The 22,614-nt window shown below is 65.0% G+C and carries 24 protein-coding genes, 1 tRNA gene and 1 pseudogene; 10 read left to right on the top strand and 16 right to left on the bottom strand.

What is annotated here, in order from left to right; all coding sequences use genetic code 11:
* Positions 1–76 precede the first annotated feature (76 nt).
* Complete coding sequence (locus CK489_RS08945; protein ID WP_095732042.1) at positions 77–502, top strand: DUF1330 domain-containing protein; 426 nt, start codon at positions 77–79, stop codon at positions 500–502.
* A gap of 8 nt (positions 503–510) precedes the next feature.
* Here the strand turns inward: CK489_RS08945 and CK489_RS08940 are convergent, their stop codons facing one another.
* The gene (locus CK489_RS08940) at positions 511–1,176 is read right to left on the bottom strand and encodes a glutathione S-transferase family protein (protein WP_095732041.1); all 666 of its coding nucleotides are present in this window, start codon (positions 1,174–1,176) and stop codon (positions 511–513) included.
* Positions 1,177–1,307: 131 nt separating this feature from the next.
* Between CK489_RS08940 and CK489_RS08935 the strand changes: the two genes are divergently transcribed.
* From CK489_RS08935 to panE, 4 genes are all read left to right on the top strand, one after another.
* Positions 1,308–1,895 carry a DUF2239 family protein gene (locus CK489_RS08935; RefSeq protein WP_095732040.1) on the top strand — a complete coding sequence of 196 codons (588 nt, stop codon included), beginning with the start codon at positions 1,308–1,310 and terminating at the stop codon, positions 1,893–1,895.
* Positions 1,896–2,149: 254 nt separating this feature from the next.
* Positions 2,150–3,466: an MATE family efflux transporter gene (locus CK489_RS08930; protein WP_198960880.1), complete on the top strand. Its 1,317-nt coding sequence runs from the start codon at positions 2,150–2,152 to the stop codon at positions 3,464–3,466.
* Positions 3,467–3,577: 111 nt separating this feature from the next.
* Positions 3,578–4,183 carry a 2-hydroxychromene-2-carboxylate isomerase gene (locus CK489_RS08925; protein WP_095732039.1) on the top strand — a complete coding sequence of 202 codons (606 nt, stop codon included), beginning with the start codon at positions 3,578–3,580 and terminating at the stop codon, positions 4,181–4,183.
* A gap of 119 nt (positions 4,184–4,302) precedes the next feature.
* A complete protein-coding gene (gene panE, locus CK489_RS08920) occupies positions 4,303–5,223 on the top strand; it encodes a 2-dehydropantoate 2-reductase (RefSeq protein ID WP_050627959.1) in 921 nt (306 codons plus the stop codon).
* A gap of 164 nt (positions 5,224–5,387) precedes the next feature.
* Here panE and CK489_RS08915 read toward each other — a convergent pair whose 3' ends face one another.
* From CK489_RS08915 to CK489_RS08895, 5 genes are all read right to left on the bottom strand, one after another.
* Positions 5,388–5,966 carry a c-type cytochrome gene (locus CK489_RS08915; RefSeq protein ID WP_050627960.1) on the bottom strand — a complete coding sequence of 193 codons (579 nt, stop codon included), beginning with the start codon at positions 5,964–5,966 and terminating at the stop codon, positions 5,388–5,390.
* Positions 5,967–6,169: 203 nt separating this feature from the next.
* Positions 6,170–7,447 (bottom strand): PQQ-dependent sugar dehydrogenase, encoded by a 1,278-nt coding sequence (locus tag CK489_RS08910; RefSeq protein WP_095732038.1) that lies wholly within the window; start codon positions 7,445–7,447, stop codon positions 6,170–6,172.
* A 262-nt stretch (positions 7,448–7,709) separates the two neighbouring features.
* Complete coding sequence (locus tag CK489_RS08905) at positions 7,710–8,363, bottom strand: DUF2865 domain-containing protein (protein WP_245350295.1); 654 nt, start codon at positions 8,361–8,363, stop codon at positions 7,710–7,712.
* A 256-nt stretch (positions 8,364–8,619) separates the two neighbouring features.
* A tRNA-Gly gene (locus CK489_RS08900) sits at positions 8,620–8,694 on the bottom strand.
* A gap of 160 nt (positions 8,695–8,854) precedes the next feature.
* Positions 8,855–9,310, bottom strand: a complete 456-nt coding sequence (locus tag CK489_RS08895; RefSeq protein ID WP_095732037.1) for an SRPBCC family protein — start codon at positions 9,308–9,310, stop codon at positions 8,855–8,857.
* Positions 9,311–9,569: 259 nt separating this feature from the next.
* Here CK489_RS08895 and trxA point away from each other — a divergent pair, with 259 nt between their 5' ends.
* Complete coding sequence (trxA, locus tag CK489_RS08890) at positions 9,570–10,490, top strand: thioredoxin (protein WP_198960876.1); 921 nt, start codon at positions 9,570–9,572, stop codon at positions 10,488–10,490.
* 30 nt (positions 10,491–10,520) lie between these two features.
* A complete protein-coding gene (locus tag CK489_RS08885; RefSeq protein WP_050627964.1) occupies positions 10,521–11,195 on the top strand; it encodes an LON peptidase substrate-binding domain-containing protein in 675 nt (224 codons plus the stop codon).
* Positions 11,196–11,289: 94 nt separating this feature from the next.
* Here CK489_RS08885 and CK489_RS08880 read toward each other — a convergent pair whose 3' ends face one another.
* From CK489_RS08880 to CK489_RS08850, 7 genes and pseudogenes are all read right to left on the bottom strand, one after another.
* Positions 11,290–11,844, bottom strand: coding sequence for a cytochrome b/b6 domain-containing protein (locus tag CK489_RS08880; protein ID WP_050627965.1), 555 nt, complete (start codon positions 11,842–11,844; stop codon positions 11,290–11,292).
* A gap of 34 nt (positions 11,845–11,878) precedes the next feature.
* Positions 11,879–12,162, bottom strand: a pseudogene (locus CK489_RS08875) (PepSY domain-containing protein).
* Positions 12,163–12,379: 217 nt separating this feature from the next.
* Positions 12,380–14,914: a bifunctional diguanylate cyclase/phosphodiesterase gene (locus CK489_RS08870; protein ID WP_245350294.1), complete on the bottom strand. Its 2,535-nt coding sequence runs from the start codon at positions 14,912–14,914 to the stop codon at positions 12,380–12,382.
* Positions 14,915–15,130: 216 nt separating this feature from the next.
* Positions 15,131–15,943 carry an SDR family oxidoreductase gene (locus CK489_RS08865; RefSeq protein ID WP_095732035.1) on the bottom strand — a complete coding sequence of 271 codons (813 nt, stop codon included), beginning with the start codon at positions 15,941–15,943 and terminating at the stop codon, positions 15,131–15,133.
* Between the two features lie 23 nt (positions 15,944–15,966).
* Positions 15,967–16,389, bottom strand: a complete 423-nt coding sequence (locus CK489_RS08860) for a PaaI family thioesterase (protein WP_095732034.1) — start codon at positions 16,387–16,389, stop codon at positions 15,967–15,969.
* The gene (locus tag CK489_RS08855) at positions 16,386–17,192 is read right to left on the bottom strand and encodes a crotonase/enoyl-CoA hydratase family protein (protein WP_095732033.1); all 807 of its coding nucleotides are present in this window, start codon (positions 17,190–17,192) and stop codon (positions 16,386–16,388) included. The genes CK489_RS08860 and CK489_RS08855 overlap by 4 nt, the downstream gene beginning before the upstream one ends.
* 11 nt (positions 17,193–17,203) lie before the next feature.
* Positions 17,204–17,554 (bottom strand): hypothetical protein, encoded by a 351-nt coding sequence (locus tag CK489_RS08850; RefSeq protein ID WP_050627968.1) that lies wholly within the window; start codon positions 17,552–17,554, stop codon positions 17,204–17,206.
* 103 nt (positions 17,555–17,657) lie between these two features.
* Between CK489_RS08850 and CK489_RS08845 the strand changes: the two genes are divergently transcribed.
* Positions 17,658–18,194 (top strand): TetR/AcrR family transcriptional regulator, encoded by a 537-nt coding sequence (locus CK489_RS08845; RefSeq protein WP_095732032.1) that lies wholly within the window; start codon positions 17,658–17,660, stop codon positions 18,192–18,194.
* Positions 18,195–18,321: 127 nt separating this feature from the next.
* Positions 18,322–18,519 (top strand): Trm112 family protein, encoded by a 198-nt coding sequence (locus CK489_RS08840; protein ID WP_029080935.1) that lies wholly within the window; start codon positions 18,322–18,324, stop codon positions 18,517–18,519.
* A 70-nt stretch (positions 18,520–18,589) separates the two neighbouring features.
* On the opposite strand, the gene CK489_RS08835 is transcribed toward CK489_RS08840, so the two are convergent.
* Positions 18,590–19,810: a ubiquinone biosynthesis hydroxylase gene (locus CK489_RS08835; protein WP_095732031.1), complete on the bottom strand. Its 1,221-nt coding sequence runs from the start codon at positions 19,808–19,810 to the stop codon at positions 18,590–18,592.
* 238 nt (positions 19,811–20,048) lie between these two features.
* Here CK489_RS08835 and tesB point away from each other — a divergent pair, with 238 nt between their 5' ends.
* Positions 20,049–20,909, top strand: a complete 861-nt coding sequence (gene tesB / locus CK489_RS08830) for an acyl-CoA thioesterase II (RefSeq protein WP_095732030.1) — start codon at positions 20,049–20,051, stop codon at positions 20,907–20,909.
* A 32-nt stretch (positions 20,910–20,941) separates the two neighbouring features.
* Here the strand turns inward: tesB and CK489_RS42765 are convergent, their stop codons facing one another.
* Both CK489_RS42765 and CK489_RS08820 read right to left on the bottom strand, forming a co-directional pair.
* Positions 20,942–21,502, bottom strand: a complete 561-nt coding sequence (locus tag CK489_RS42765) for a GYF domain-containing protein (RefSeq protein WP_095732029.1) — start codon at positions 21,500–21,502, stop codon at positions 20,942–20,944.
* A gap of 147 nt (positions 21,503–21,649) precedes the next feature.
* Complete coding sequence (locus tag CK489_RS08820) at positions 21,650–22,540, bottom strand: DUF4339 domain-containing protein (RefSeq protein ID WP_095732028.1); 891 nt, start codon at positions 22,538–22,540, stop codon at positions 21,650–21,652.
* Between the last annotated feature and the right edge of the window lie 74 nt (positions 22,541–22,614).

Below are 22,614 nucleotides of genomic sequence, written 5' to 3'. Positions count from 1 at the left end.
ATTTATATCCGGGTATTATTGACAAAACAATTACGCCCGGGTAAAACTCACTCCGCAACGCAATGGGACGGCCAACATGGACACCACCTGCTATCTCGAGCCGACCTGGAACGCCGGACGCGACTTTGCCCAGCGCGAGATCACCGGCGAGCTGGTGATGCTCAATTTGCTGCGGTTCCGCGAGATCGCCGATTATTCGCAAGACCCCGAGCTCGCCCCGCCGCGGCCGATATCCGGCGCGGAGGCGTACGACCGCTATGTCGCCCACACGCTGCCGCATCTGCAGAAGAGCGGCGGCGACATCCTGTTCATGGGCGATGGCGGGGCGTTCCTGATCGGGCCCGAAGCCGAGCGCTGGGACCGCGCGATGCTGATCCGGCAGAAGAGCCGCGGCGCGTTCCTCGCCTTCGCGGTAGCGGAGGCCTATCTGGCCGGCATCGGGCATCGCACCGCGGCGCTCGCCGATTCACGGCTGCTGCCGCTGGTCGAGCTGCCGCGATGAGTGCGCTGTCAGCGACCAACCTCGTACGGCCCGCCCTTCTCCAGGGCCCGCGCATAGGCCGGCCGGGCGTGGATGCGCTCGAGGAACGCAACGCATCGGGGGTGGCCGTCCTCGAGCCCGCCGCGCGCCGCGGCCGCCTCCAGCGGAAAGCTCATCTGGATATCGGCACCGGAGAATTCGCCGCCGGCGAACCATTCGCTCTTGCCGAGTTCGCTTTCCCAGTAAGCCATGTGCTGCTTGATCTGGGGAATGACCAGCGTGGACAGCGCCTGGTTCGATACCTTGCGCACCAGCGGCCGCAGCAGCGCCGGCGCGCGCTTCGGCATCAGCGTGAACAAGAGCTTCAGCAGCAGCGGCGTCATCGCCGAGCCTTCGGCGTAGTGCAGCCAATAGGTATAGCGCAGCCGCTCCGGCGTATCGGCCGGCGGGATCAAGCGGCCGTTGCCGTAGGTCGCGATGATGTATTCGAGGATCGCGCCGGACTCCGCGATGGTGTTGCCGTTGTCGGTGACGACGGGCGACTTGCCGAGCGGATGGATTGCGCGCAGCTCCTTCGGCGCCCGCATGTCGGGCTGCCGCTGGTAGCGAACGATCTCGTAGGGCACGCCCAATTCCTCGAGCAGCCACAGCACGCGCTGCGAGCGGGAATTGTTGAGGTGGTGAACCGTCAGCATGGGCATCCTCTCAAATGTCAGCGCAATCGGGCGGCGTTTGGTGCCAGCCCGGCGCAAGAAAGTCGAGGCGCGCGCGGCTGGATTACCCCGAATTACCCGGGCAATATGCCGCGCAACCGAAGAGATCAGCGATGAACCCAGCCTATGTCGCCTTTCAGAACGAGCACCGCATCGCCGCCGGTGACCTCCCGGAGGTCGCCCGCGCCGCCAAGCAGCTGCTCGACCGGCACACGGATGCCGCGGTCCTGGTGTTCAACGGCCGCACCTCGGCGCTGGTCGATATCGACTTCCGCGGCTCGATCGACGACGTGCTGGCGCGGCTTCCCATGCCGGCCCGTCCGCTCGACGAGGAGCCGGCGGAGCCGGCCGCGCCGCGCGGGCCGGGACGGCCAAAGCTAGGCGTCGTCGCGCGCGAGATCACGCTGTTGCCGCGGCATTGGGACTGGCTCGCGCAGCAGAAAGGCGGCGCATCGGTTGCGATCCGCAAGCTGGTCGACGAGGCGCGACGCTCCAGCGGCGACAGGGACCGCACGCGCAGCGCGCAGGATGCCGCCTATCGCTTCATGACAACAATGGCCGGCAACCGGCCGCATTACGAGGAGGCGATCCGCGCGCTGTTCGCGCACGACCGGCGCCGCTTCACGACGCTGATCGCGGACTGGCCGGCCGATATCCGCGACCACGCGGTCAGCCTCGCCTATAGCGATCAAGCGGACTGATCCGTTTTGAATAGTCTGGATGAGTAACCTCAACCGAGATGTCGTCCCTGCGAAAGCAGGGACCCATAACCACTAGTCCAAATTGTTGTGCGATGCCGGGACGACGAGTCTCTTTCGCAACACCCGCCGCGGAGTATGGGTCCCTGCTTTCGCAGGGACGACAGCGGTGTTGTTGCCCGACCTACTCACTAAGCCGCACACGCTATTTCTGGAATCTCAACGTGCCCAAGTCCCCGTCCCTCCGCAAAGCCTTCATGTCGTTCCTGGCGCCGATGCTGCTGAGCAATGTGCTGCAATCACTGTTCGGCACACTCAATGGCGTCTATCTCGGCCAGATGATCGGGGTCGACGCGCTGGCCGCGGCATCGGTGTTCTTCCCGGTGATGTTCTTCTTCATCTCCTTCGTGATCGGCCTCAGCGCGGGCGCCTCCGTCATGATCGGCCAGGCCTGGGGCGCCGGCGAGCTCGACCGGGTGAAGGCCGTTGCCGGCACCACGATGACGGTGACGCTGCTGCTCGCGCTGGCGATCGCAATCCTCGGCGGCCTGTTCGCCCGTCCGCTCTTGATCGCGCTCGCCACGCCATCAGACGTGCTCGACGCCGCGGTGTCCTATGCACGGATCATGATGATCGCGATGCCGGTGACCTTCGCATTCCTGCTGCTCGCGGCGATGATGCGCGGCGTCGGCGACACCGTGACGCCGCTGGTGGCGCTGACGGTCTCGACCGTCACCGGCCTCGTGGTGACGCCCGCGCTGATCCGCGGCTGGCTCGGCCTGCCGATGCTGGGCGTCGCCAGCGCTGCGATCGCCTCCGCCGTCTCCGGCGTCGTCACGCTGCTCTGGCTGCATGTCCATATGCTCAGGCACAAGCATCCGCTCGCGTTCGACGCGACGTTCCTGCGCGCGATGCGGCCGAACGGCGCGCTGCTGCGCATCGTGCTGCGGCTCGGCATTCCGACCGCGATCGGCATGGTGGTGGTCTCGCTCGCCGAACTGGTGCTGCTCGGCCTCGTCAACGGCTTCGGCTCCGACGCCACTGCCGCCTACGGCGCAGTCAATCAGGTGATCGGCTATGTGCAGTTTCCGGCGATCTCGATCGCGATATCGGTGTCGATCTTCGGCGCACAGGCGATCGGCCGCGGCGACTCCAACCGGGTCGGCGCCATCGTCAGGACCGGGATCGAGATGAACCTGTGGCTCACCGGCGGGCTGGTGCTGCTCGGCTATCTCTTTGCGCGGCCGCTGATGGGCTTCTTCATCACGGACAGCGCCGTCCTCGCGCTCGCCGAGCAGCTGCTGTACATCGTGCTGTGGAGCATGGTGCTGTTCGGCATGGCGACGGTGTTTTCGGGCGCGATGCGCGCCGGCGGCACGGTGTGGATGCCGCTGCTGATCTCGACCCTCGCGATCGCGGTGGTCGAGGTGCCGGTCGCGACGCTGCTGAGCCGCGCCATCGGCATCAGCGGCATCTGGATCGCCTATCCCGTCACCTTCGCAACCATGTTCTTCTTGCAGATGGCCTATTACGCCCTGGTATGGCGCAAGCAGACCATCAAACGGCTGATTTGACATCGCGCACTGCTGCTCACATGATGAGTATCATATTCTACCGATGGCGCCCGCGGCAGCAGGCCCATGCTACAATGAGCTCAAGCCAAACAAGCCGAGGGAGAGACCGCCGTGAGCGCAAATCCGCAATTCCTGTTCGATTTCGGCAGCCCCAACGCTTTCCTCAGCCATGAGGCGATCCCGGCGATCGAACAGCGCACCGGCGTCAAATTCGAGTATGTACCGGTCCTGCTCGGCGGCATCTTCAAGGCCACCAACAACAAGTCGCCGGCCGAGACGCTCGCGGGCGTCAAGAACAAGCCCGAGTTCATGAAGATCGAGACCGAGCGCTTTCTCAAGCGCTTCAACGTCAAACCCTACACCTGGAACCCGTTCTTCCCGGTCAACACGCTGAACCTGATGCGCGCGGCGGTCGCCGCCCAGTTCGAGGGCGTGTTCGAGAAATATGTCGAGGCCGCCTTCCACCATATGTGGGTCGAACCGAAGAAGATGGACGACCCGGAAATCGCCGGCAAAGCGCTCGCGTCCTCCGGCCTGGATGCCGCAAAACTGTTCGCCCGCGCGCAGGACGCCGACGTCAAGGGCAAGCTGATCGAATACACCCAGTCGGCCGTCGAGCGCGGCGCGTTCGGCTCGCCGACCTTCTTCGTCGGCAAGGAGATCTTCTTCGGCAAGGAGCAGCTGCGCGAAGTCGAGGAACTGGTGTCGGGAAAGTGAGATGAGCTGACGGCGAATAGCGAGTAGCGAGTAGCCGGTTCAGACCCCTATCTATTCCCCACTGCCCATTCGCTATTCGCCCCTGGCTTCCGGGCAACTACAAAGAAGGAAAAATTCCCATGCGCGTTCTCGTGGTCGGCGCCGGTGCGATCGGCGGGTATTTCGGCGGCCGGATGCTTCAGGCCGGCCGCGACGTCACTTTCCTGGTGCGACCGCGCCGCGCGTCGGAGCTTGCCTCCGCCGGGCTCGTGATCAAGAGCCCGAACGGCGACGTCACGCTGAACAACCCGCCGACGGTGCAGGCCGACAAGCTCGCGGACAAGTTCGACGTCGTGCTGCTGAGCTGCAAGGCGTTCGATCTCGAGGACGCGATCAAGTCGTTCGCGCCAGCGGTCGGCGACAAGACCGCGATCATCCCGCTGCTCAACGGCATGCTGCACCTCGACGCGCTGGAGAAGAAGTTCGGAGCCCGGCATGTGCTCGGCGGTCTCTGTGCGATCGCGGCGACGCTGAACGAGAAGCGCGAGGTGGTGCAGCTGCAGCCGATGCAGTCGCTCGCGTTCGGCGAACGCGCCGGCGGCCTGTCCGACCGGGTGCGCGCGATCGCCGACACCTTCTCCGCCGTCAACGGCGCGGCCGCCAGCGACCACATCATGCAGGACATGTGGGAGAAGTGGGTGTTCCTGGCGTCGCTCGCCGCCTCCACCAGCCTGATGCGGACCTCGGTCGGCAACATCCTGGCCGCGCCCGGCGGCAGGGATTTCCTGCTCGGCATCCTCGACGAATGCAGCGCGATCGCCGCCGATGCCGGCCATGAACCGGGCGGTCCGTTCTTCCAGCGCACCCGCGGGCTACTCACCACGGAAGGCTCGCCGATGACCGCATCGATGTTCCGCGACATCAAGGCGGGGCTGCCGGTCGAAGCCGACCACGTGATCGGCGACCTGATCGTGCGCGCGGATGCGGCCAAGATCCCGGTGCCGAAGCTGCGCACCGCCTACACGCATCTCAAGGCATATGAGAAACAGCGGCAGGCGTAACGCAACCGTCGTCGTCCCGGCGAAAGCCGGGACCCATACGCCGCGGCCTCGCGATTTGAGGCGGTGCGGGTTGATATCCGTTCAAGACAATTGAAGCCGGTGATTATGGGTCCCTACCCCCGTGCGCAATTGCGCACCAGGCAGGGACGACACCGTCTTTGCCGCTACAGATGCGACAGATAATGCGCGAGCGCGGTGATTTCCTCGTCGCTCAAGGGATACGCGACATCGGCCATCGCGGCCTGCGCGCCGCCGGAACGTTGTCCCGACTTGTAGTCGTGCAGCGCCTTGACGAGATATTCCTCGCGCTGGCCGGCGATGCGGGCGACCGCCTTGGTGCCGGCGAAGGTGTCGCCATGGCATGAGGCGCAGCGGCGGCCGGCGGCGGCCTGCTTGCCCTTCTCGGACAAATCAGGATTGTCGTCCTTGCCGCCCTTGAACGGCGGCAGCGACGCGAAATAGGCGCCGAGATTGCGGATGTCGTCATTGTTGAGCTGCTCGACGATCGGCTGCATCTGCTCGTTCTTGCGCGCGCCGGCGCGGAAGAACACCAGCTGCCACTGAATGAACTGGTCGAGCTGGCCGGCCAGCGAGGGAATGTTCTCGGTCTGCGAGATGCCGTTGTCGCCATGGCAACCGGCGCAGATTTCGGCCTTCGCCTTGCCGGCGGCGACGTCGGCGCCCTGGGCGGACGAAACGAGGAGAATTGCCGTTGCCACAACTCCAAGTGACGCTAGTCGCATGTCAGTTTTCTCCGGCTGTCATCGCCGGGCACCTGTCCTCGAGCTGATCGAGGATGACCCGGCGATCCATCGTGCTTGCTGAACGGTTCTTGTTTGGATGGATGCCCGGATCAAGTCCGGGCATGACGAGGTGGTTCCGTTACCCGATCGCAACAGAGGCTGCGGTCGCCTCACGGCCACCGCAGCCTCATGAGCTTCGACCATTACTTCTTGCTGTAGCTGATGCGATAGATCGCACCAGCCCAGTCGTCGGCGACGAGGATGGAGCCATCCTTGTCGAGCAGGATGTCGGCCGGACGGCCGAGATAGCCCTGGTCACCCTCGATCCAGCCGGAGGCGAAGATCTCCTGCTTGGCATTCTTGCCGTCGGGGCTCGCGGTGATCTTCACGATGCGGCCGCCCTGGTACTTGTGCCGGTTCCAGGAGCCGTGCTCGGCGATCAGGATGCTGTTCTTGTAATCGGCCGGGAATTGGCTGCCGGTATAGAACTTCATGCCGAGCGGAGCCACGTGCGCGCCGAGATTATAGACCGGCGGGGTGAACTCCGAGCACTTGTGACCCATCGCGAACTTGGTGTCCGGCAGGTTGCCCTGGTGGCAATAGGGATAGCCGAAATGCTCGCCGATCTTCGAGATCATGTTGAGCTTATCGCTCGGCAGATCGTCGCTGATCCAGTCGCGGGCGTTTTCGGTGAACCAGTACTTGCCGGTGCGCGGATCGACGTCGCCGCCGACCGAGTTGCGCACGCCGAGCGCCCAGATCTCCGCGTTGCCGGTCTTGGGATCGACGCGGCGGATCTGCGACACCGAGGTCGGCGGGATGCCGATGTTGAAGGGAGGTCCGAACGGAATGTAGAACCAGCCGTCCTTGTCGACGGCGATGTATTTCCAGCCATGCGCCGCATAGGACGGCATGTCGTCATACACCACCTTGCCGCTGCCGAGATTGTCGAGATTGGCTTCGGCATTGTCGTACTTGATCAGCTTGTCGACCGCGATGACATAGAGCGCGCCGTCCTTGAAGGCGAGGCCGGTCGGCATGTTGAGGCCCTTGAGGATGGTCTTGACCTCTTTCTTGCCGTTGTTGTCCTTGATCGCATAGACGTTGCCGAGGCCGAACGAGCCGACGAACAGCGTGCCCTTGTCGCCCCAGGCCATCTGCCGCGCCGCGAGCACGTTCGAGGCATAGACCTCGATCTTGAAGCCCGGCGGCAGCTTGATCTTCTTCATCATGCTGGCGAGTTCGGCGTCGGAGGCGCCGGTCGGCGGACCCGATGGCGGGGCAAGGCCCTTCTGCGCTTCGGTCTCGTCGCCGAGGAACCAGTCATCCGGCGGATGGGTCCAGAATTCCTTGGTGCCGGATTCGTATTTCTTCAGCGCACGGTTCTTGTCAGTTTGTTGCTGCGCATTGGCGAAGGTGGTCCCCGCCAGCAGCGCAACCGCCGCGAACGCAAGTATCGATCGATTGAAAGCCGATTTCATCGCGTCACTCCCCTATGCAAGCCATTGCAGCTTGCCTGTTATTGATTTTGAACGCCCTGAGAGATGATGGTGGCGGTCTGGAGGTAGGTCAGACGGCAAAATGGTAGCACATCCAACGACGCTGAAAAGCGCATGCGGTAGTGTGCGCTGCGTCAAAACAAGTTGAGACGATATTTGAGACGAAATTTTCCTGCGCGATCTGCCTGATAACAAGGCATTCTGCACTGCGGCGTAATATTCGAGCGAAGCTAACGCCCGGAATCTATCGCGACGAGAGGCGCGCCAGGCCGAGCGCCTGCGCCTTGGCCTTGGACAGCGGCCTGAATAACACGCTGCGCTTCGCCCTACTGGAGATCGCCGCGATCTTGAAACCATCATCGGCGGCGATGATGTCGCCGGTCCGCAACGTCATGTCGTCCTCGATCGCGATCGGCGACAGGCCGGTCGAGGCGCTTGCGCTGCAAGAGCATTGCGGCACGATCTCGCGCTGAAACCGGAATGCATTCGCGAGCGTCTTGTAGGTCTCGCCCTCTTCGGTCCTGGCGCTGTCGATGTCCGAGCCGGAATACAGCTTCACCTCGGCAGCGGGACAGGCCGCCTCGCTGACGCGCGGCAGCGGGAAGAAGCGGCCGTCGCAGGTCCGGACGCAGAAGTTCTGCCGGCCGCCCCAATGCGAGCGTGTCGTGATGTAGACCCGGGTCCGCGGCGGCTGCGTAGGCTCGAAGCCTGGCGCCTGCTCGAACCCCGGCATGGGAAAGAAACTGGGCGCCGGGGCATGGGCGGAGTCATTCGGCAGCAACTGCGCCGAAGCGGGCGAACATGTCGCGACGCCGGCAAGCGCGATCAGCGCCGCAACGCTGGCGCGAGCAACGCGGCGCTCCAAGGCGGGATCTGGCGTCCAGCTGATCGACATCATTCACGTGCGCGCCGCGCCGAAAGGCGAGCGGCAGCCATTTCAACGCCGACACAACCACAAATTTCTATCAGTTTTGAGAACGCACGATCCGACGGTTAACGAGCCGGGAAGCGGCCATCGCGGGCCACGGCACCCTGACCGCCGAGCGCCGCCCCGAACAGCAAAACCGCCTGAACAACAAAAAAGCCCGCAGCGGAGGCGGGCCTTCATCAGACTGTCAGCTCTGTCGGCGAAACATTCGGTCAGCGAGAGATTTTGGAGCGGGCGAAGGGGCTCGAACCCTCGACCCCGACCTTGGCAAGGTCGTGCTCTACCACTGAGCTACACCCGCATCCGAAATGGCGGCGATCGCTCGCCGGCAACGGCAGACCTATGCCAAAAGCTGTCTGTGAATGCAACACAAGAGCGCGGTCTGCACCTCACGAAATCGCACGGTTTCGCTAAAAATTGACCCCGAATCGGCCGAAACCGGCCGCTGCGACGATTTCTTTTTATGTTTCCGCCAGAACCGCCCTCAGAGCCATCTCATCCCGGAGCGATTCGAGCCAGGTCTCGAACCAGCCGGCCAGGGTCTGCGCCAGTTCGACGCGGCGGTCGGCCTCGCAATCGAACACCGCCCACCATTCGATAAAGGCCCGGTCGCCGTCGACCACCGGGGTCACCCGCAGGGTGGCGCTGAAATCCGCCATCGGCAGGGTCGGGGGTCCGGCAAATTCGTAAGTCTGGAAGCGCTCGACGTCGGACTGCGCGAGCAGCCGCTGCCGGATCCGCCGCTCCCGGTACAGCACGTTGCGCACGGCACCGACCGTGTCGCCGGACTTGCCGTCCTCGATCTCGCTGCTCCCCGCGCCACGGACCCAGACCGGGTAATTGTTGAAATCGCGGATGATTTTCCAGACTTCGCCGGCCGGCTGCTCGAACACGGTGCTGTAATAGGCCTTCGCCATGGGTGTTCCCCGTTGCCATCAAGGACCGCCATCATCGGCCGCTCCGGGGACGCAGCCCACCCGATCTCCGATCGAGCGGGATCGGACCGCAGGCGATTGAATTTTGCCGGCTCGCCGCCATGTACTGGGCGTGATCGTCGGAAAACCGGTTCCCACTTTTCCGGGATCATGCTCTAGGCTCACAGAACGGCTGAACGTGCCGTGCGGAGCGTGCTAGAACGCCCCCGGAATTCCGACCTCAGAAGCAGGCGAGGACAACGTGACGATAATGGAGCAGGGCGGCCCCACGCCCCAGGCAGCGCCCGATCTGATCAAGGAAACGACGACCCAGACCTTCGTCAAGGACGTCATCGAGGAATCGCGCCGCCAGCCGGTGATGATCGACTTCTGGGCGCCCTGGTGCGGCCCCTGCCGCCAGCTGACGCCGATCCTGGAAAAGGCGGTCAAGAACGCCAAGGGCCGGGTCAAGCTGGTCAAGATGAACATCGACGAGCATCCGCAGATTCCCGGCCAGATGGGCATTCAGTCGATCCCGGCCGTGATCGCGTTCGTCAACGGCCAGCCCGCCGACGGCTTCATGGGCGCGGTGCCGGAGAGCCAGGTCAACGCCTTCATCGAGAAGATCACCAAGGGTGTGCCCGCCGCCGGCGAGCCCAATCTCACCGAGATCCTGGCCGAGGCCGACGCCGCGCTTGCCGAAGGCGACGCCGAAGGTGCGGCGCAGATCTACGCCGAGGTGCTGGCGCACGACGCCACCAATATCGCGGCGCTGGCCGGCCTCGCCAAATGCTACATGACATCAGGCGCGGTCGAGCAGGCCAAGCAGACGCTCGCAATGGTGCCGGAATCCAAGCGCAACGACGCCGCGGTGAAGGCGGTGCAGGCTGCGATCGATCTCGCCGAACAGGCGCAGTCGGTCGGCCCGATCGCCGAGCTCGAACAGAAAGTCGCCGCAAACCCGCTCGATCATCAAGCCCGCTTCGATCTCGCGACCGCGCTCAACGCGATGAACAAGCGCACCGAGGCGACCGAACAGCTGCTCGCCATCGTCAAGCGTGACCGCAAGTGGAACGACGACGGCGCGCGCAAGCAGCTGGTGCAGTTCTTCGAAGCGTGGGGCGGCACCGATCAGGCAACCGTCGAGGGGCGCAGGCGGTTGTCGACGATCCTGTTCTCGTAAAATTCGCCCGTCACAGCAGCGGGACCGCAGATGCCGATCAATGCCGAATATCGCGGGCCCGGCGAGCTCCCCGAGGTGATCCCGGTGTTCCCGCTGCCCGGCGCGCTGTTGTTGCCGCGCGGCCAGATGCCGCTCAACATCTTCGAGCCGCGTTATCTCGCGATGATCGACGACGCGCTGCGCGACGGTCATCGCCTGATCGGCATGATCCAGCCTGATGTGGCCCATTCGCACAAGGAGTCGAAGCCGGTGCTGTTCCGCATCGGCTGCGTCGGCCGCATCACCCAGCTCGCCGAATCCGGCGACGGCCGCTACATCCTCGAACTGACCGGCGTCGCGCGCTTCAAGGTGGTCGAGGAGCTGACCGTGCAGACGCCGTACCGGCAGTGCAAGGTCGACTTCTTCTCCTTCGTCGGCGACTTCACCGCGCGCAAGGGCGAAGACGCCGTCGATCGCAAGGCGCTGCTCGAGGTGCTCGCCGACTTCCTGGAGGCCAACAATCTGAAGGTCGACTGGGAGGGCATCGAGTCCGCGCCCAACGAGGCGCTGGTCAATGCGCTGGCGATGATGTCGCCCTATGGTCCGGCCGAAAAGCAGGCGATGCTCGAGGCGCCCGACCTGAAGACCCGCGCCGAGATCCTGATCGCCGTCACCGAGATGGACCTCGCCAAGAAACGCACCTCAGGGGACCCGCCGGTGCAATAAGCATGATCCGGAAAACTGCGAGGCGGTTTTCCCTCGCGACAAACGCGGAACGCGTTTGCGCGGAGATCATGCCCAAACCAAAGCCACGCGTTCGTCAGCGATTGCGGAGCCGCTTGCGCCCGGTGAGCATTGCGCGCACCAGGTTCTGACGCTGCAGCAATCCCACCACGATGACGCCGAGCACATGCAGGCCAACCAGGATGATCACCGCATCCGAAGCATAGGCGTGGGTGTCCTCGACCCACCAGACGCCGAAGAAGGTGACGGTGACCTCCATCGCACCTGTGATCGCCGAGACCGCGAGCATGAGCAGCAGGGCCACCAGCATCACGGTCCCCGCGGGATTGAGCCCGATATAGCGACCGGTGACGCCGCGGCGGAGATTCCAGATGTAGCGCGGCGCGGCGCGCAGGCGGACGCCGAGCTTGCCGAAACGCGCATAGCGCGTGCCGGCGAAGCCCCAGATCAGCCGGAACGCCAATAGCCCGATCACGGAATAGCCGGCCAGCCGGTGCAGCCGGTCGTAGGTGTTGGGTGTCACCCATGCGGCCAGGACGAGGACGGCGAGCGCCCAGTGCCACAGCCGCAGCGGCAGGTCCCAGACCTGCACGCTGGTCGCGCCGCGAGCGCCCGGCGCCGCCTCCGTCATCGCGCCCGCTTCACTCGACGATTCACTTGACGATTCACTTGGGGATCGTGTGCTTCAGGCTGAGATCTTCCGGGCTGTAGAACAGCTCGTAGAGCTTGCCTTCCTTGACGCCGTAGACTTCGTAGCAGGAGCCTTCGACCTTCGACCGGCGCACCTCGTAGCCCGCCGCCTTGGCCTTCGCTTCGGCATCGCTTGCCGGCTCCACGACGCCTTGTCGAGCTTGGTGCAAGTCTTGTAGCCGTCGGCGAACGCCGCCGATCCGAAGAGCCCCAGGACTCCAGCTGCAATCACAGCGCTCAAAATCACTCTCACGCGCATCCCCTCCGTTGACGATGCCCACAACGCACATCGCGCCGAGCACATGCGTGAACAATGCCGAGGGAATTGCCAAGTCAAGGAAGCGCGTCAGCGGCAGGCTTTAGAGAAGTTCTAACGGTCGCGAAAACCGCTTTGCGCTCCACGCGCAATCTGGTTTTGACCGCGTGCTGCGGCCTTACGCCTCACGGGCATCCGAATCTGCCGATGCGGTGTTCGATCAGGAGGCGGCACCCGCCACCGCGAAACGAACCGCGGGGCGCTCGGCCGCTGCCGGGGCGCGCCCGCCGATCATCTCTGCGACCTTCTCGCTCTGCACCGGCGGGCTGAAGTGGAAGCCCTGCACTTCCACGCAGGCATCGGCGCGGAGGATCTCGAGCTGCTCCCTGGTCTCGACGCCCTCGGCCGTCGTCGTCTTGCCGAGGCTGACGGCGAAGCGAACGATCGCGCGCGCGATCCGGCGCGACTCGTCCGATGCGCCCGAGAGTTCTGACACGAAGCTGCGGTCGATCTTGACCTTGTCGAACGGAAACTTCTGCAGGAAGCTCAGCGAGGAATAACCCGTGCCGAAATCGTCGAGCGCAATCCGCACCCCGAGATCGTGCAGCTGGCTGAGCGCCGCGAACACCGCTTCGCTGTCCTGGATGATGGCCGTTTCAGTGACTTCGAGCTCGAGCCGGTCAGGAGAGATTCCCGCGCTCGCGAGCGCGTGCACGATTACCGGAACCAGCTCCGGGCTCCTGAACTGCACCGGCGACAGATTGATCGCGATCTTGAGGTCGTCGGGCCATTTGGCGGCTTCCGCGCACGCGGTGCGCAGCACCCATTCTCCGAGCGGCACGATCAGGCCGGTCTCTTCCGCGAGCGGAATGAACTGCGCCGGCGAGATCATGCCGCGCTGCGGATGATGCCATCGCAGCAGCGCCTCGAAGCCGCAGGTCTCCCCGCTCGCGACATGGATGAACGGCTGATAGTGCAGCTCGAACTCGCCATTGGCGAGCGCACTGCGCATGTCGCGCTCGAGGCTGCGCCGGGCCTGCAACAACCGGTCGAGCTCCGGCTCGAAGAAACGGAACGAGCCGCGTCCGCCGCTCTTCGCCGAATAGAGCGCAAGATCGGCGCTGCGCAGGACCTCGTCCGAATCGGTGCCGTCGCGCGGTGCGAGCGCGATGCCGATACTGGTCGTGGTGGTCACCCGATGATGGCCGAGATCGATCGGCTCGCTGAGCGCCTTCCTGATCTTCTCCGCGAGCAGGCCGGCCTCGGCGACCGGATCGCTGACGAAATCGATCACGGCGAACTCGTCGCCGCCGAGCCGTGCCACAAGCGTCGTATCACTGACGCAGCGGCGCAGCCGCGCGGCCACCGACTTCAGCAGCGCATCGCCCGCCGGATGTCCGAGCGTGTCGTTGACGTCCTTGAAGCGATCGAGATCGAGCATCAGCACCGCAAGGCTCGGCCCGCCGCACCTCGCGCCGGAAAGCGCCTGCTCCATCCATTCCTTGAGCAGCACGCGATTCGGCAGGTCGGTCAGCGCGTCGTGCTGCGCCATATGGGTGATCTTGGCCTCCGAGCGCCGCTGCTCGGTGACGTCGCGATGCGTCGCCACCCAGCCGCCGCCTGGCATCGGCTGCCGCGTCACGCAGATCAGCCGACCATCGGCCAGCTCGTCGACCCGGCTGCTGATCTCGCCGGCCGGCAGCGCGTTCAGCGTCGCGAGCACCTGCGTCGCGGCGACGTTGCTCGTCTCGCCCTTGAGGATGCCGTTGGCGATCCGATGCGTGATGATCTCGCGATGGGCCGTGCCGGGCACCAGCAGTTCGGGCGGCAGCCGGTACATCTTGGCATAGCGATCATTGCAGACGACGAGGCGCTTCTCCGCATCGAACATGCAAAGGCCCTCGCCCATGTGGTTGATCGCCGTATCCAGCCGCAGCCGCTGCTCCTCCAGCTCCTTCTGCGACGCCTCGACCTGTTGCCGCGCCAGCGACAACTGACTGATGATCTCCTCGAAGCGACGAGTGCGAAGCGCGAGCCGCCGGTCCGCGAGCACGCCGACCAGGCTCATCCCGAGCACCGAGAGCGCCACGCCCGCGATCACGATGGCGAGGAAGGCGGGAGAGAGCGACATGGCCTCCGGAGCCAGCAGCGGATCCGGAATGATCTCGACCGCGCCCATCGCGGTGAAATGATGCGACACGATCGCAAGCGTCAGCAACAGCGCCGCGACCAGCGACATCCAGCGATCCTGGTGACGGACCGCGATCGCCAGCGCGGCGTAGCCGAACAACATGCCGAGCACGATGGAGGCGGCCACGAGGTCCATCGACCACACCACGTGGCCGGGCACTTCCAGCGCCCACATCCCGAGATAATGCATGCTGGCGATGCCGGCCCCGATCACCGCGCCGCCGACCGGCGCGCGCCAGCGGCTGTTCTCGCTGGCGGCAAGGCCGAGGCCGCCGGATGTCAGCATCATCGCCACCGCAAGCGACAGCGCGGTGAGAACGATGCCGTAGCCGGTCGGCACGCCCGGCTCGTAGGCCAGCATGGCGATGAAATGCGTTGCCCAGATGCCGTAGCCGATCGCAGCTCCCGCGATCGCGATCCAGATCAGCCTCGTTCTCGCCTGCGAGGCGATCGCGCGATGGAAGATGTTGACGGCCACAATGCTGGCAACGAAGCAGACCAGTCCGGCCAGCAGAACCAGCCGCCAGTCATGCTCACCTGAAAGGCACGTCAGAACACGAAACATGCGTCGGTCCATGGTTGTCCGCATGGACAAGCTAGGCCGATTGAATTGTCTTCTCGATAATTTTCTACAACTTTCAGTCGCATGGTTATCCGTGCGTAAGCCGATTCCGCACGGAAATTGATGACCCCATAAATATCGCGCCCCCTGCAATAGCGCGGACTCGTTCTCCCTTAGGCCTAAGCCTTGCGCCTCGGCGTTTGCCTGCCGGACAACCGACTACGCGGCCGACCGCCGCTGCGCGAACGCCTGCTTCAACCAGTCCGCCCATGACCGTGTGCCCCGGACCCCTTGGCTGACGACGAAACCCATACCCCGCGCGGCCTTGTCCGACAGTGGCACGGGCAGGACGACCCGGCGAAGTCCGCGTGCGACTTGAAACTGCCGGGCAATCTCGACCAGGCTAAGGTCGTCGGGTCCGCCGATCTCGGCGCGCACGCCGCGTCGCCCGTCGAAGGCGCATCTGGCGAGATAGTCCGCAACGTCAGACGTATCGACCGGATTGAACGTCGCGCGAGGTATCGGCCACACGGGAAGAGCGGTCATGCCTGACAGCAGGTCCGCAAGGAGATAGTGGAACGGCATTGCACGAATCACCGACCATGAGACGCACGATTGCCGGACCAATTGCTCTCCCGCAAGCTTGACGCGCGCATAGGGCAGTGTCGCGTCGTCGAGCCCGACGATCGAGACGTGAAGCAAATGCTGCACGCCGGCGTCGTGGCTGAAGCCGAGCAACCGCGCGGTTCCCTCGACATCCACTGCCGCCGGCGACTTGAAAAAGTCGATTGGCCTGAAGCCGCCGCGGCGAGCGATCGGCGAATGGGTCGCGGCATTGATCACGGTGTGCACGCCGTTCAACGCAGCTCGCAAGCCTTGCCCGCTGGCGAGATCGCCGATCGCCCACTCGACATCGGTCCGTTCCTGTCGGGATCTGGCGAAGACACGCACCGTGTGCCCCGCCTGCACGAGGTGATCGACGAGATCGCGGCCGAGATGGCCCGTCCCGCCGGTGACGAGGACGAGAGACATGTTCAAGCTCCAGAGTTGACCGATCAGCCGGCGAGCGGAATCAGCAACGTCTCGCCGGTCGCAACCAGCACGGTTTTGCCCTGCTCGATCTCGGCAAACAGTTCGGCGCGGGCAAAAATCTGCCGGCGCCCCACACGCGGCGTGACACCCTTGGCGATGAAACAGCGGCCCACGGCCGGCCTCAGGCAATTCATCGAGAAATGTGATGCCGTGACGGAGCCTACGATCGACGCCGCGGCAAAGCCGCACGCGGTGTCGAGCAAGGCTGCGATCATGCCGGCATGCAGGTGCCCCGCATATTGGGTGAGATCGTCGCGCCACGGCAAGCGCAGCTCGACTTCGCCGGCACCGGCGGAGACGACTTCGAAGCCGACAAGCCGATTGAAGGCCGCCGACGCATTGGTCGCAACGAGACGCTCCAGATCGAATCCCGGGCTGGCGGTCATGCAAGACTCCATTGCGGCGGTCGCCGTTCCAGGTTCGCCCTGACGGCCTCGACGTGATTGGGCGTGCCGAGCAGGTTGCTTTGTTCCTCGGTTTCGGCCGCGAGCGCGGTCGCCGCGTCGCGATCGGCGACAAGATTGAGCAGCCGCTTGGCAGCACGGATCGCGTCCGGGCTGCGATCCGCGATCGCACGCGCCGTCTCAAGCGCAGCCACGCGCGGGTCTTCAACGATCCGGGTGGCGAAACCGTAACCGAGCGCGTCCTCGGCTGAAAAGGTGCGCGCGGAGTAGGTCAGCTCGCGGATTACATCTTCGCGCGCGAGGTGGCGCATCAACTGCGTCCCGGCCATGTCGGGCACCAGCCCCCACTTGGCCTCGATGATCGCGAGGCGCGTGCCGGGCGCGAGATATCTGATGTCGGCGCCGAGCATGAGTTGAAAGCCGCCGCCGAAGGCGATGCCGTGAACGGCGGCAAGCACCGGCACCGGCAGCTCGCGCCAGAGCCACACCAGATGCTGGGCGAAATTGGCGATCCCGTGGGTGCGCTGACCGAGATCGGCAAAGGGCAGGATGGATTCGCCCTCGGTCGTTGCGACCAGCCGCTCGATGTCGAGACCGGCGCAGAAGCCTTGGCCGTTGCCCGACAACACCACGGCGCGAACCCTTGGGTTGTCTGCGACCCGTGCGCCGATGTCGGCAATCGCGGTGAACATGTCAGGATCGAGCGCATTGAGCTTGTCCGGTCGATTGAGCCTGACGTCCGCGACACCGTTGGCGATGCTGAGATTGATGCGATCAGTGTTCATGGCAGTGCTCGCTAGTAGCCGGCGGCGGCAAGCGCCACCACGGCGCTCATCGCCATCCAGCCGATGTGGCGGAAGCGGGTCGCGATTGCATTCGCCAGCGCGGCGAAGCCGAACACGACGGCGAGCGTCGCCACGATCCAGTGCCTTGCGGCATCGGAGGCCATCGCCGGCGTTGCAATCAGCAGCACGCCGCCGCCGATCCACGCGACGGTGCCGGCCTGATAGACCAGGCGAAGCAAGAGGCGCAGCCGCGGCGGCTCGATCGTGGCGCGCGCGAAGATCTTGGTCTCGCCGAGAACGCCATGGATCAGGCTGACCAGGATCGCGATGAGCCCGGCGCCTTGCAGCAGAAGATCACGCATCGCCAAGTCTCCATGCAATCATCCATACAGCACTGTATGGATGGGACACCAGACGCTGGCGCATGTCAATACACTTGTGTATGGTCGTCGCGGACGGGGAACCATGACGGAACAGCTATCGGCAAAAGACTGGCTCGATCAGGGCCTGAAGACGCTGGCGCGGCGCGGCTTCACGGCGCTCAAGGCCGAGCCGCTGGCCAAGGCCATGGGCGTCTCGCGCGGCAGCTTCTACTGGCACTTCGCCGATATCGGCGCCTACCGCGCGGCGATCCTCACCCATTGGCGCGAGGTCGCCGCTGAGCAGGTGATCGCCGAGCTCGAGGCCATTCCGCAAGGCGGCGACGCGCTGGCGCTGCTGCTGCGCCGCGCCTTCTCGGCGCGGCTGGCGTTGGAGCGCGCGGTGCGTAGCTGGGCCACAACTGACGCCGCAGCACGCGCCGCCGTGCTCGAGGTCGACCGGCGCCGGATCGGCTATATCGAAACCCTGCTCCGGCAGGCCGGGTTTCCCGCCGACATCGCGCGCGGCCGGGCGCAGATCTTCTATTGGGCGTTCATCGGCTACGCTCTATCAGAGCAGACGCTGCCGAAGGCGCAACAGCAGGCCGCAATCGACGAGCTGCTGCGGATGGCGAAGCGCTGACAGCAGACATTTGGATGTGCTACATCACGGCAGTTTATTCTGACGCGATTTCTTCACGCGAACCGGTACCCATCCGCATCAAGTGCAGGACAGGCTTCGCTCGAAAACGCTGCAGCCGGAGACCGCAATGAACTCGACGACCGATCACCTCGATAGCACCGCCGACCCAAAGCTGCTCGAAATCCTGGTGTGCCCGATCACCAAGGGACCGCTGGAATTCGACGCCGCGCGGCAGGAGCTGATCTCGCGCTCCGCCAAGCTCGCCTATCCGATCCGCGACGGCATCCCGATCATGCTGCCGGAAGAGGCCCGCAAGATCGATTAGGTCCGCACGATCACAGTTGCGTCGTCCCGGCCTGGTGCGCAATTGCGCACGGGGCCAGCACGACAACCAGTTAGAGCGCCTCGCCCTTCAAGAGCCGCGGCACCTCGCCTGACAATCCCGCCGCCTGGCGGATGAACATGCTCTTCAACGGCGGCGCGCGATCGACCAAGCCCAATCCGATGTCGCGTACGGTGCGCAGCAACGTCGATTCGTTGGAGAACAGGAAGTTGAGCGAGTTGGTGGCAACGCCCATCGCCATGGTGTCGAAGCGGCGCCAGCGCTGATAGCGCTCGAGCACGTCGGCCTGTCCGAGATCCATGCCGAGCCGCGCCGCATCGACGACGACTTCGGCAAGCGCCGCGACATCCTTCAGGCCCATGTTGAGCCCCTGCCCCGCGATCGGATGGATGACATGCGCGGCATCACCGATCAGCGCGAGGCGTTCGGCGATGAACGAGCGCGCGACGAAATAGCCGAGCGGAAATGCGCGCGGCCTGTCGAGCGCCTTGATCTCGCCGAGGTGCAAGCCGAAACGCTGCTCGAGCTCGGCGTGGAATTCTTCCTCGCTCAGCGCCGTGATGCGCGCGGCGTCCTTGCGCGTCTCGGTCCAAACCAGCGAGGAGCGATTGCCGGTCAGCGGCAGGATCGCGAACGGGCCCGCCGGCAGGAAATGCTCCTCGGCACGGCCATGATGCTCGCGCTCATGCCCGACCGTGACCACGATGCCGGACTGGTCATAGTCCCAGCCATGGGTGGCAATCCCGGCGCGCTCGCGCAGCTTCGACCGCGCACCATCGGCGGCGACCAGCAGGCTAGCATCGATCACGGTGCCGTCGGCCAACGTGACGCTGACGCCATCGGGCCGCGACTCGAAGCTCGCCACCGCGGTGGCACGCAGCTCGACGCCCTCGGCCTCGGCGCGCGCCGCCAGCGCATCGATCAGATGGCGGTTCTCGACCATATGGGCGAACGGCTCGCCGGGCTCGACATTGCCGGCGAAGGTCAGGAACACCGGACGCGTGGCGTCCTCCAGCTTGGAATCGGTCACGACCATGTCGGTGATCGGCTGCGCGGTCGGCGCCACCTGGCCCCAGACGCCGAGGGTCTCGAACAGCCGACGGCAGGCCGCGACGATCGCGGTCGCGCGCGGATCGCGGCTCGGGCGCTGGCTCAGCGCCGGATCGGCCACGATCACCGGAATGTCCGGCCCAAGCCCCTGGCGCAACGCCACGGCCAGCGCCAGACCGGCGAATGCACCCCCGCAGATGACAATACTTCGCTGTGCCGGCATGCCTTTTCCCTACGCGCCTCACGCCCTCAGACTGTGCTTGCTACCTGATATTAGCTGGGCGAAACAGGGGGCAGAAACAAGGGCGGCTAACCAGCCCCATCCGTCATTCCGGGGCGCGCGCAGCATGAACCCGGAATCCATCAGGCCGCATCTTCCGTGGATGAATGGATTCCGGGCTCGCGGCTGCGCCGCGCCCAGGAATGACGACATTCAAACCGAACCAATCCAGGACGCATCCATGTCCAAGAGCCTGATCGACCTGTTGTCCATCCTCGATCTCGAGCAGCTCGAGGTGAATTTGTTCCGCGGCAACAGCCCGAAGACGAGCTGGCAGCGCGTGTTCGGCGGCCAGGTGATCGGCCAGGCGATGGTCGCGGCCTGCCGCACCGTCGAGGGCCGCCTGCCGCACTCGATCCATTGCTATTTCATCCTGCCCGGCGATCCGCAGATCCCGATCATCTACCAGGTCGAGCGGTTGCGCGACGGCAAGAGCTACACCACCCGCCGCGTCACCGCGATCCAGCACGGCAACGCGATCTTCTCCATCATGGTGTCGTTCCATTCCGACGAAGAGAGCAACTTCAATCATCAGGAGAAGATGCCCGACGTGCCGCCGCCGGAGAAGCTGACAGCGGAGGAGGTGTCGAAGCAGCCGATGTTCAAGGAGATGCCGGAGTTCATCCGCCGCTATTACGAGAGCGACCGGCCGATCGAGCTGCGTCCGGTCGAGCTCGGTCGCTATTTCGGCCAGCAGATCGACGACGGCCGCATCCATGTCTGGATCCGCACCGCCGCGAAGCTGCCCGACGATCCGGCGCTGCATCTGTGCGCGCTCGCCTATGCATCGGACTTCTCGCTGCTCGATGCCGTGATGGCGCGCTACGGCCGCACGCTGTTCGACCGGCGCATGATGCCGGCGAGCCTCGATCACGCGATGTGGTTTCACCGCCCGTTCCGCGCCGACGAATGGCTGCTCTACGCGCAGGATTCGCCGAGCGCGCAGTCGGGCCGCGGCCTGACCCGCGGCATGATCTTCAAGCCCGACGGCACGCTGGTGGCGTCCGTCGCGCAAGAAGGCTCGGTGCGCGAACGTAAATAGAAAGCGCGGCACGGCACCTCGCGCCGGTGCGCTCAGTCGCGCCCGGTCTCGCGCGGCAGGAGCGCGATCCTGAAGTCGCTGTATTTCTTTTCCAGCGCCATCCGAAGGCAGACAATCGACCAGATCAAGCCGACGGCGGCGCCAGCCAGGCCAGTTGTGGTTTGCAGCAGGGTTCTCGGCGCACCGAGCACACCCAGCACAAGGCCGATGATGAACCCGAGCACCGCGCCGATCAGGACCGATCCAACAAACGACCGCCAGATAAACAGCCAGTAGATCCTCAGCAATCTCCCGAGCGTGATGTCGAGATCCAGAATCTTTCCCGCCGCCAGGGCTTGATGCTGCGGCGCGCCGCCGGTGGCCAATGCCGGGTCTAACCCGGCCTCGCCCTGAGCGAAGGATTGCGCTGGCTGCGCCGCGTTGATCAGTAGACCCGGAACGTCGCCGGCTTTGGCCCAGCCCGTCATTCCTTCGCTCCAGACCAGCGTATCCGCGGTCACCTTTCGCCTGGCAATGAGGTCGCGAAGCTCGGCATCCGAGCACGGCCCCTTTTGCTGGCCGTCGGATCCATAGAACCAGGACCTGTCAAACATGTCGGAGCCTCGAGGCGGACGCTATGGCGGGACATCACCCAACGGAACCGGCGGCGAGAAAGTCAGCATTGAGCGAGCGTTTCCAGCATTGTCGATGCGGCGGCTCCTCTCCCTGCGACGTGAAGGGAGAGGAAGCGCCACGCAAGCTTATGCGTTCGCGGCTGCGCCACGCTCGGTCAACGCGAATTGCGAGATGAACCAGTTGGCGTACCAGCGCAGCACCCACGGAATCGGGATCAGGAAGCCGCAGCCGACCGCGAACACGATGGTTCGCCACAGCACGTCGAGACCGGAGGCATTGAAGGTGACCTCGCGGCGCGTGCCCTCGACGTTGCGGCAGATCCAGCGCAGCCATGCGGTCATCACCCAGGCCCAGCCGATGATGGTGATGGACGCGATCACCATTAGCACGTACCAGCCGACATAGACGGCCGGGCTGCCGTTGAACGAGATCGGCAGGTCCTGGCCGCTCGAGCTGAGACGGCCGAAGATCCAGCGAACGATCATCCAGCCCAGGAAAGCCTGCAGCACCAGCGAGAGCAGCGACACGATCGTGCTGTGGGCCGCTCCGGCATAGGTCAGAAGGCCGAGCACGATGAAGACGTACCAGATGTCGAGCGGCTGCCCGGTGAAGGCGAGATGCGGCCGGCCCGGCACGCGGATATAGGGGATCGCAAAGCGGTACAAGCCGGTTGCGGTCCACGGCGCCGGGATGACGAAGACCTGGCCGATGAACATCAGCACGCTGCGTCCGAACAGGCCCCAGATCGGGAAGTCGGCCGACAGCGCGCCGCCGCTGTAGCCTGCCGCTGCCGCAACCGGCGGCGGTCCGCCGGCCTGCGGAAACGCCGGCGGCGCCCCTGCGCTCGGAACAAGACCCGGAATCTCCCCGGCCTTCTGCCAGCCGGCCATCCCCTCGGTCCACACCAGCGTATCGGCGCCCACCATGCCACGGGTAATCAGGTCGCGGAGCTGAGCTTCAGGCAGGGGGCCTTTTTGCTGGCCTTCGGATGCATAAAACCAGTTTCGGTTCGACATTTCTTGTTTCCTCGGGGCGCGCGCTTGGGGACGCACGGTAGGCGAAACGAGCCAGCGGGACCGCTGGCCGGGGC

It is taken from the genome of Bradyrhizobium sp. UFLA03-84 (genome assembly GCF_002289535.1).
GTDB classification, from domain to species: domain Bacteria; phylum Pseudomonadota; class Alphaproteobacteria; order Rhizobiales; family Xanthobacteraceae; genus Bradyrhizobium; species Bradyrhizobium viridifuturi.
This window is presented reverse-complemented; position numbering and strand designations above follow the sequence as displayed.

Excerpts from the sequence above, each read along its gene's own strand:
- CK489_RS08945 (WP_095732042.1), top strand. The coding sequence starts at position 77 with ATGGACACCACCTGCTATCTCGAGCCGACCTGGAACGCCGGACGCGAC.
- CK489_RS08940 (WP_095732041.1), bottom strand. The coding sequence starts at position 1,176 with ATGCTGACGGTTCACCACCTCAACAATTCCCGCTCGCAGCGCGTGCTG.
- CK489_RS08935 (WP_095732040.1), top strand. The coding sequence starts at position 1,308 with ATGAACCCAGCCTATGTCGCCTTTCAGAACGAGCACCGCATCGCCGCC.
- CK489_RS08930 (WP_198960880.1), top strand. The coding sequence starts at position 2,150 with ATGTCGTTCCTGGCGCCGATGCTGCTGAGCAATGTGCTGCAATCACTG.
- panE (WP_050627959.1), top strand. The coding sequence starts at position 4,303 with ATGCGCGTTCTCGTGGTCGGCGCCGGTGCGATCGGCGGGTATTTCGGC.
- CK489_RS08915 (WP_050627960.1), bottom strand. The coding sequence starts at position 5,966 with ATGCGACTAGCGTCACTTGGAGTTGTGGCAACGGCAATTCTCCTCGTT.
- CK489_RS08910 (WP_095732038.1), bottom strand. The coding sequence starts at position 7,447 with ATGAAATCGGCTTTCAATCGATCGATACTTGCGTTCGCGGCGGTTGCG.
- CK489_RS08905 (WP_245350295.1), bottom strand. The coding sequence starts at position 8,363 with ATGATGTCGATCAGCTGGACGCCAGATCCCGCCTTGGAGCGCCGCGTT.
- CK489_RS08895 (WP_095732037.1), bottom strand. The coding sequence starts at position 9,310 with ATGGCGAAGGCCTATTACAGCACCGTGTTCGAGCAGCCGGCCGGCGAA.
- CK489_RS08885 (WP_050627964.1), top strand. The coding sequence starts at position 10,521 with ATGCCGATCAATGCCGAATATCGCGGGCCCGGCGAGCTCCCCGAGGTG.
- CK489_RS08880 (WP_050627965.1), bottom strand. The coding sequence starts at position 11,844 with ATGACGGAGGCGGCGCCGGGCGCTCGCGGCGCGACCAGCGTGCAGGTC.
- CK489_RS08870 (WP_245350294.1), bottom strand. The coding sequence starts at position 14,914 with ATGTTTCGTGTTCTGACGTGCCTTTCAGGTGAGCATGACTGGCGGCTG.
- CK489_RS08865 (WP_095732035.1), bottom strand. The coding sequence starts at position 15,943 with ATGTCTCTCGTCCTCGTCACCGGCGGGACGGGCCATCTCGGCCGCGAT.
- CK489_RS08860 (WP_095732034.1), bottom strand. The coding sequence starts at position 16,389 with ATGACCGCCAGCCCGGGATTCGATCTGGAGCGTCTCGTTGCGACCAAT.
- CK489_RS08855 (WP_095732033.1), bottom strand. The coding sequence starts at position 17,192 with ATGAACACTGATCGCATCAATCTCAGCATCGCCAACGGTGTCGCGGAC.
- CK489_RS08850 (WP_050627968.1), bottom strand. The coding sequence starts at position 17,554 with ATGCGTGATCTTCTGCTGCAAGGCGCCGGGCTCATCGCGATCCTGGTC.
- CK489_RS08845 (WP_095732032.1), top strand. The coding sequence starts at position 17,658 with ATGACGGAACAGCTATCGGCAAAAGACTGGCTCGATCAGGGCCTGAAG.
- CK489_RS08840 (WP_029080935.1), top strand. The coding sequence starts at position 18,322 with ATGAACTCGACGACCGATCACCTCGATAGCACCGCCGACCCAAAGCTG.
- CK489_RS08835 (WP_095732031.1), bottom strand. The coding sequence starts at position 19,810 with ATGCCGGCACAGCGAAGTATTGTCATCTGCGGGGGTGCATTCGCCGGT.
- tesB (WP_095732030.1), top strand. The coding sequence starts at position 20,049 with ATGTCCAAGAGCCTGATCGACCTGTTGTCCATCCTCGATCTCGAGCAG.
- CK489_RS42765 (WP_095732029.1), bottom strand. The coding sequence starts at position 21,502 with ATGTTTGACAGGTCCTGGTTCTATGGATCCGACGGCCAGCAAAAGGGG.
- CK489_RS08820 (WP_095732028.1), bottom strand. The coding sequence starts at position 22,540 with ATGTCGAACCGAAACTGGTTTTATGCATCCGAAGGCCAGCAAAAAGGC.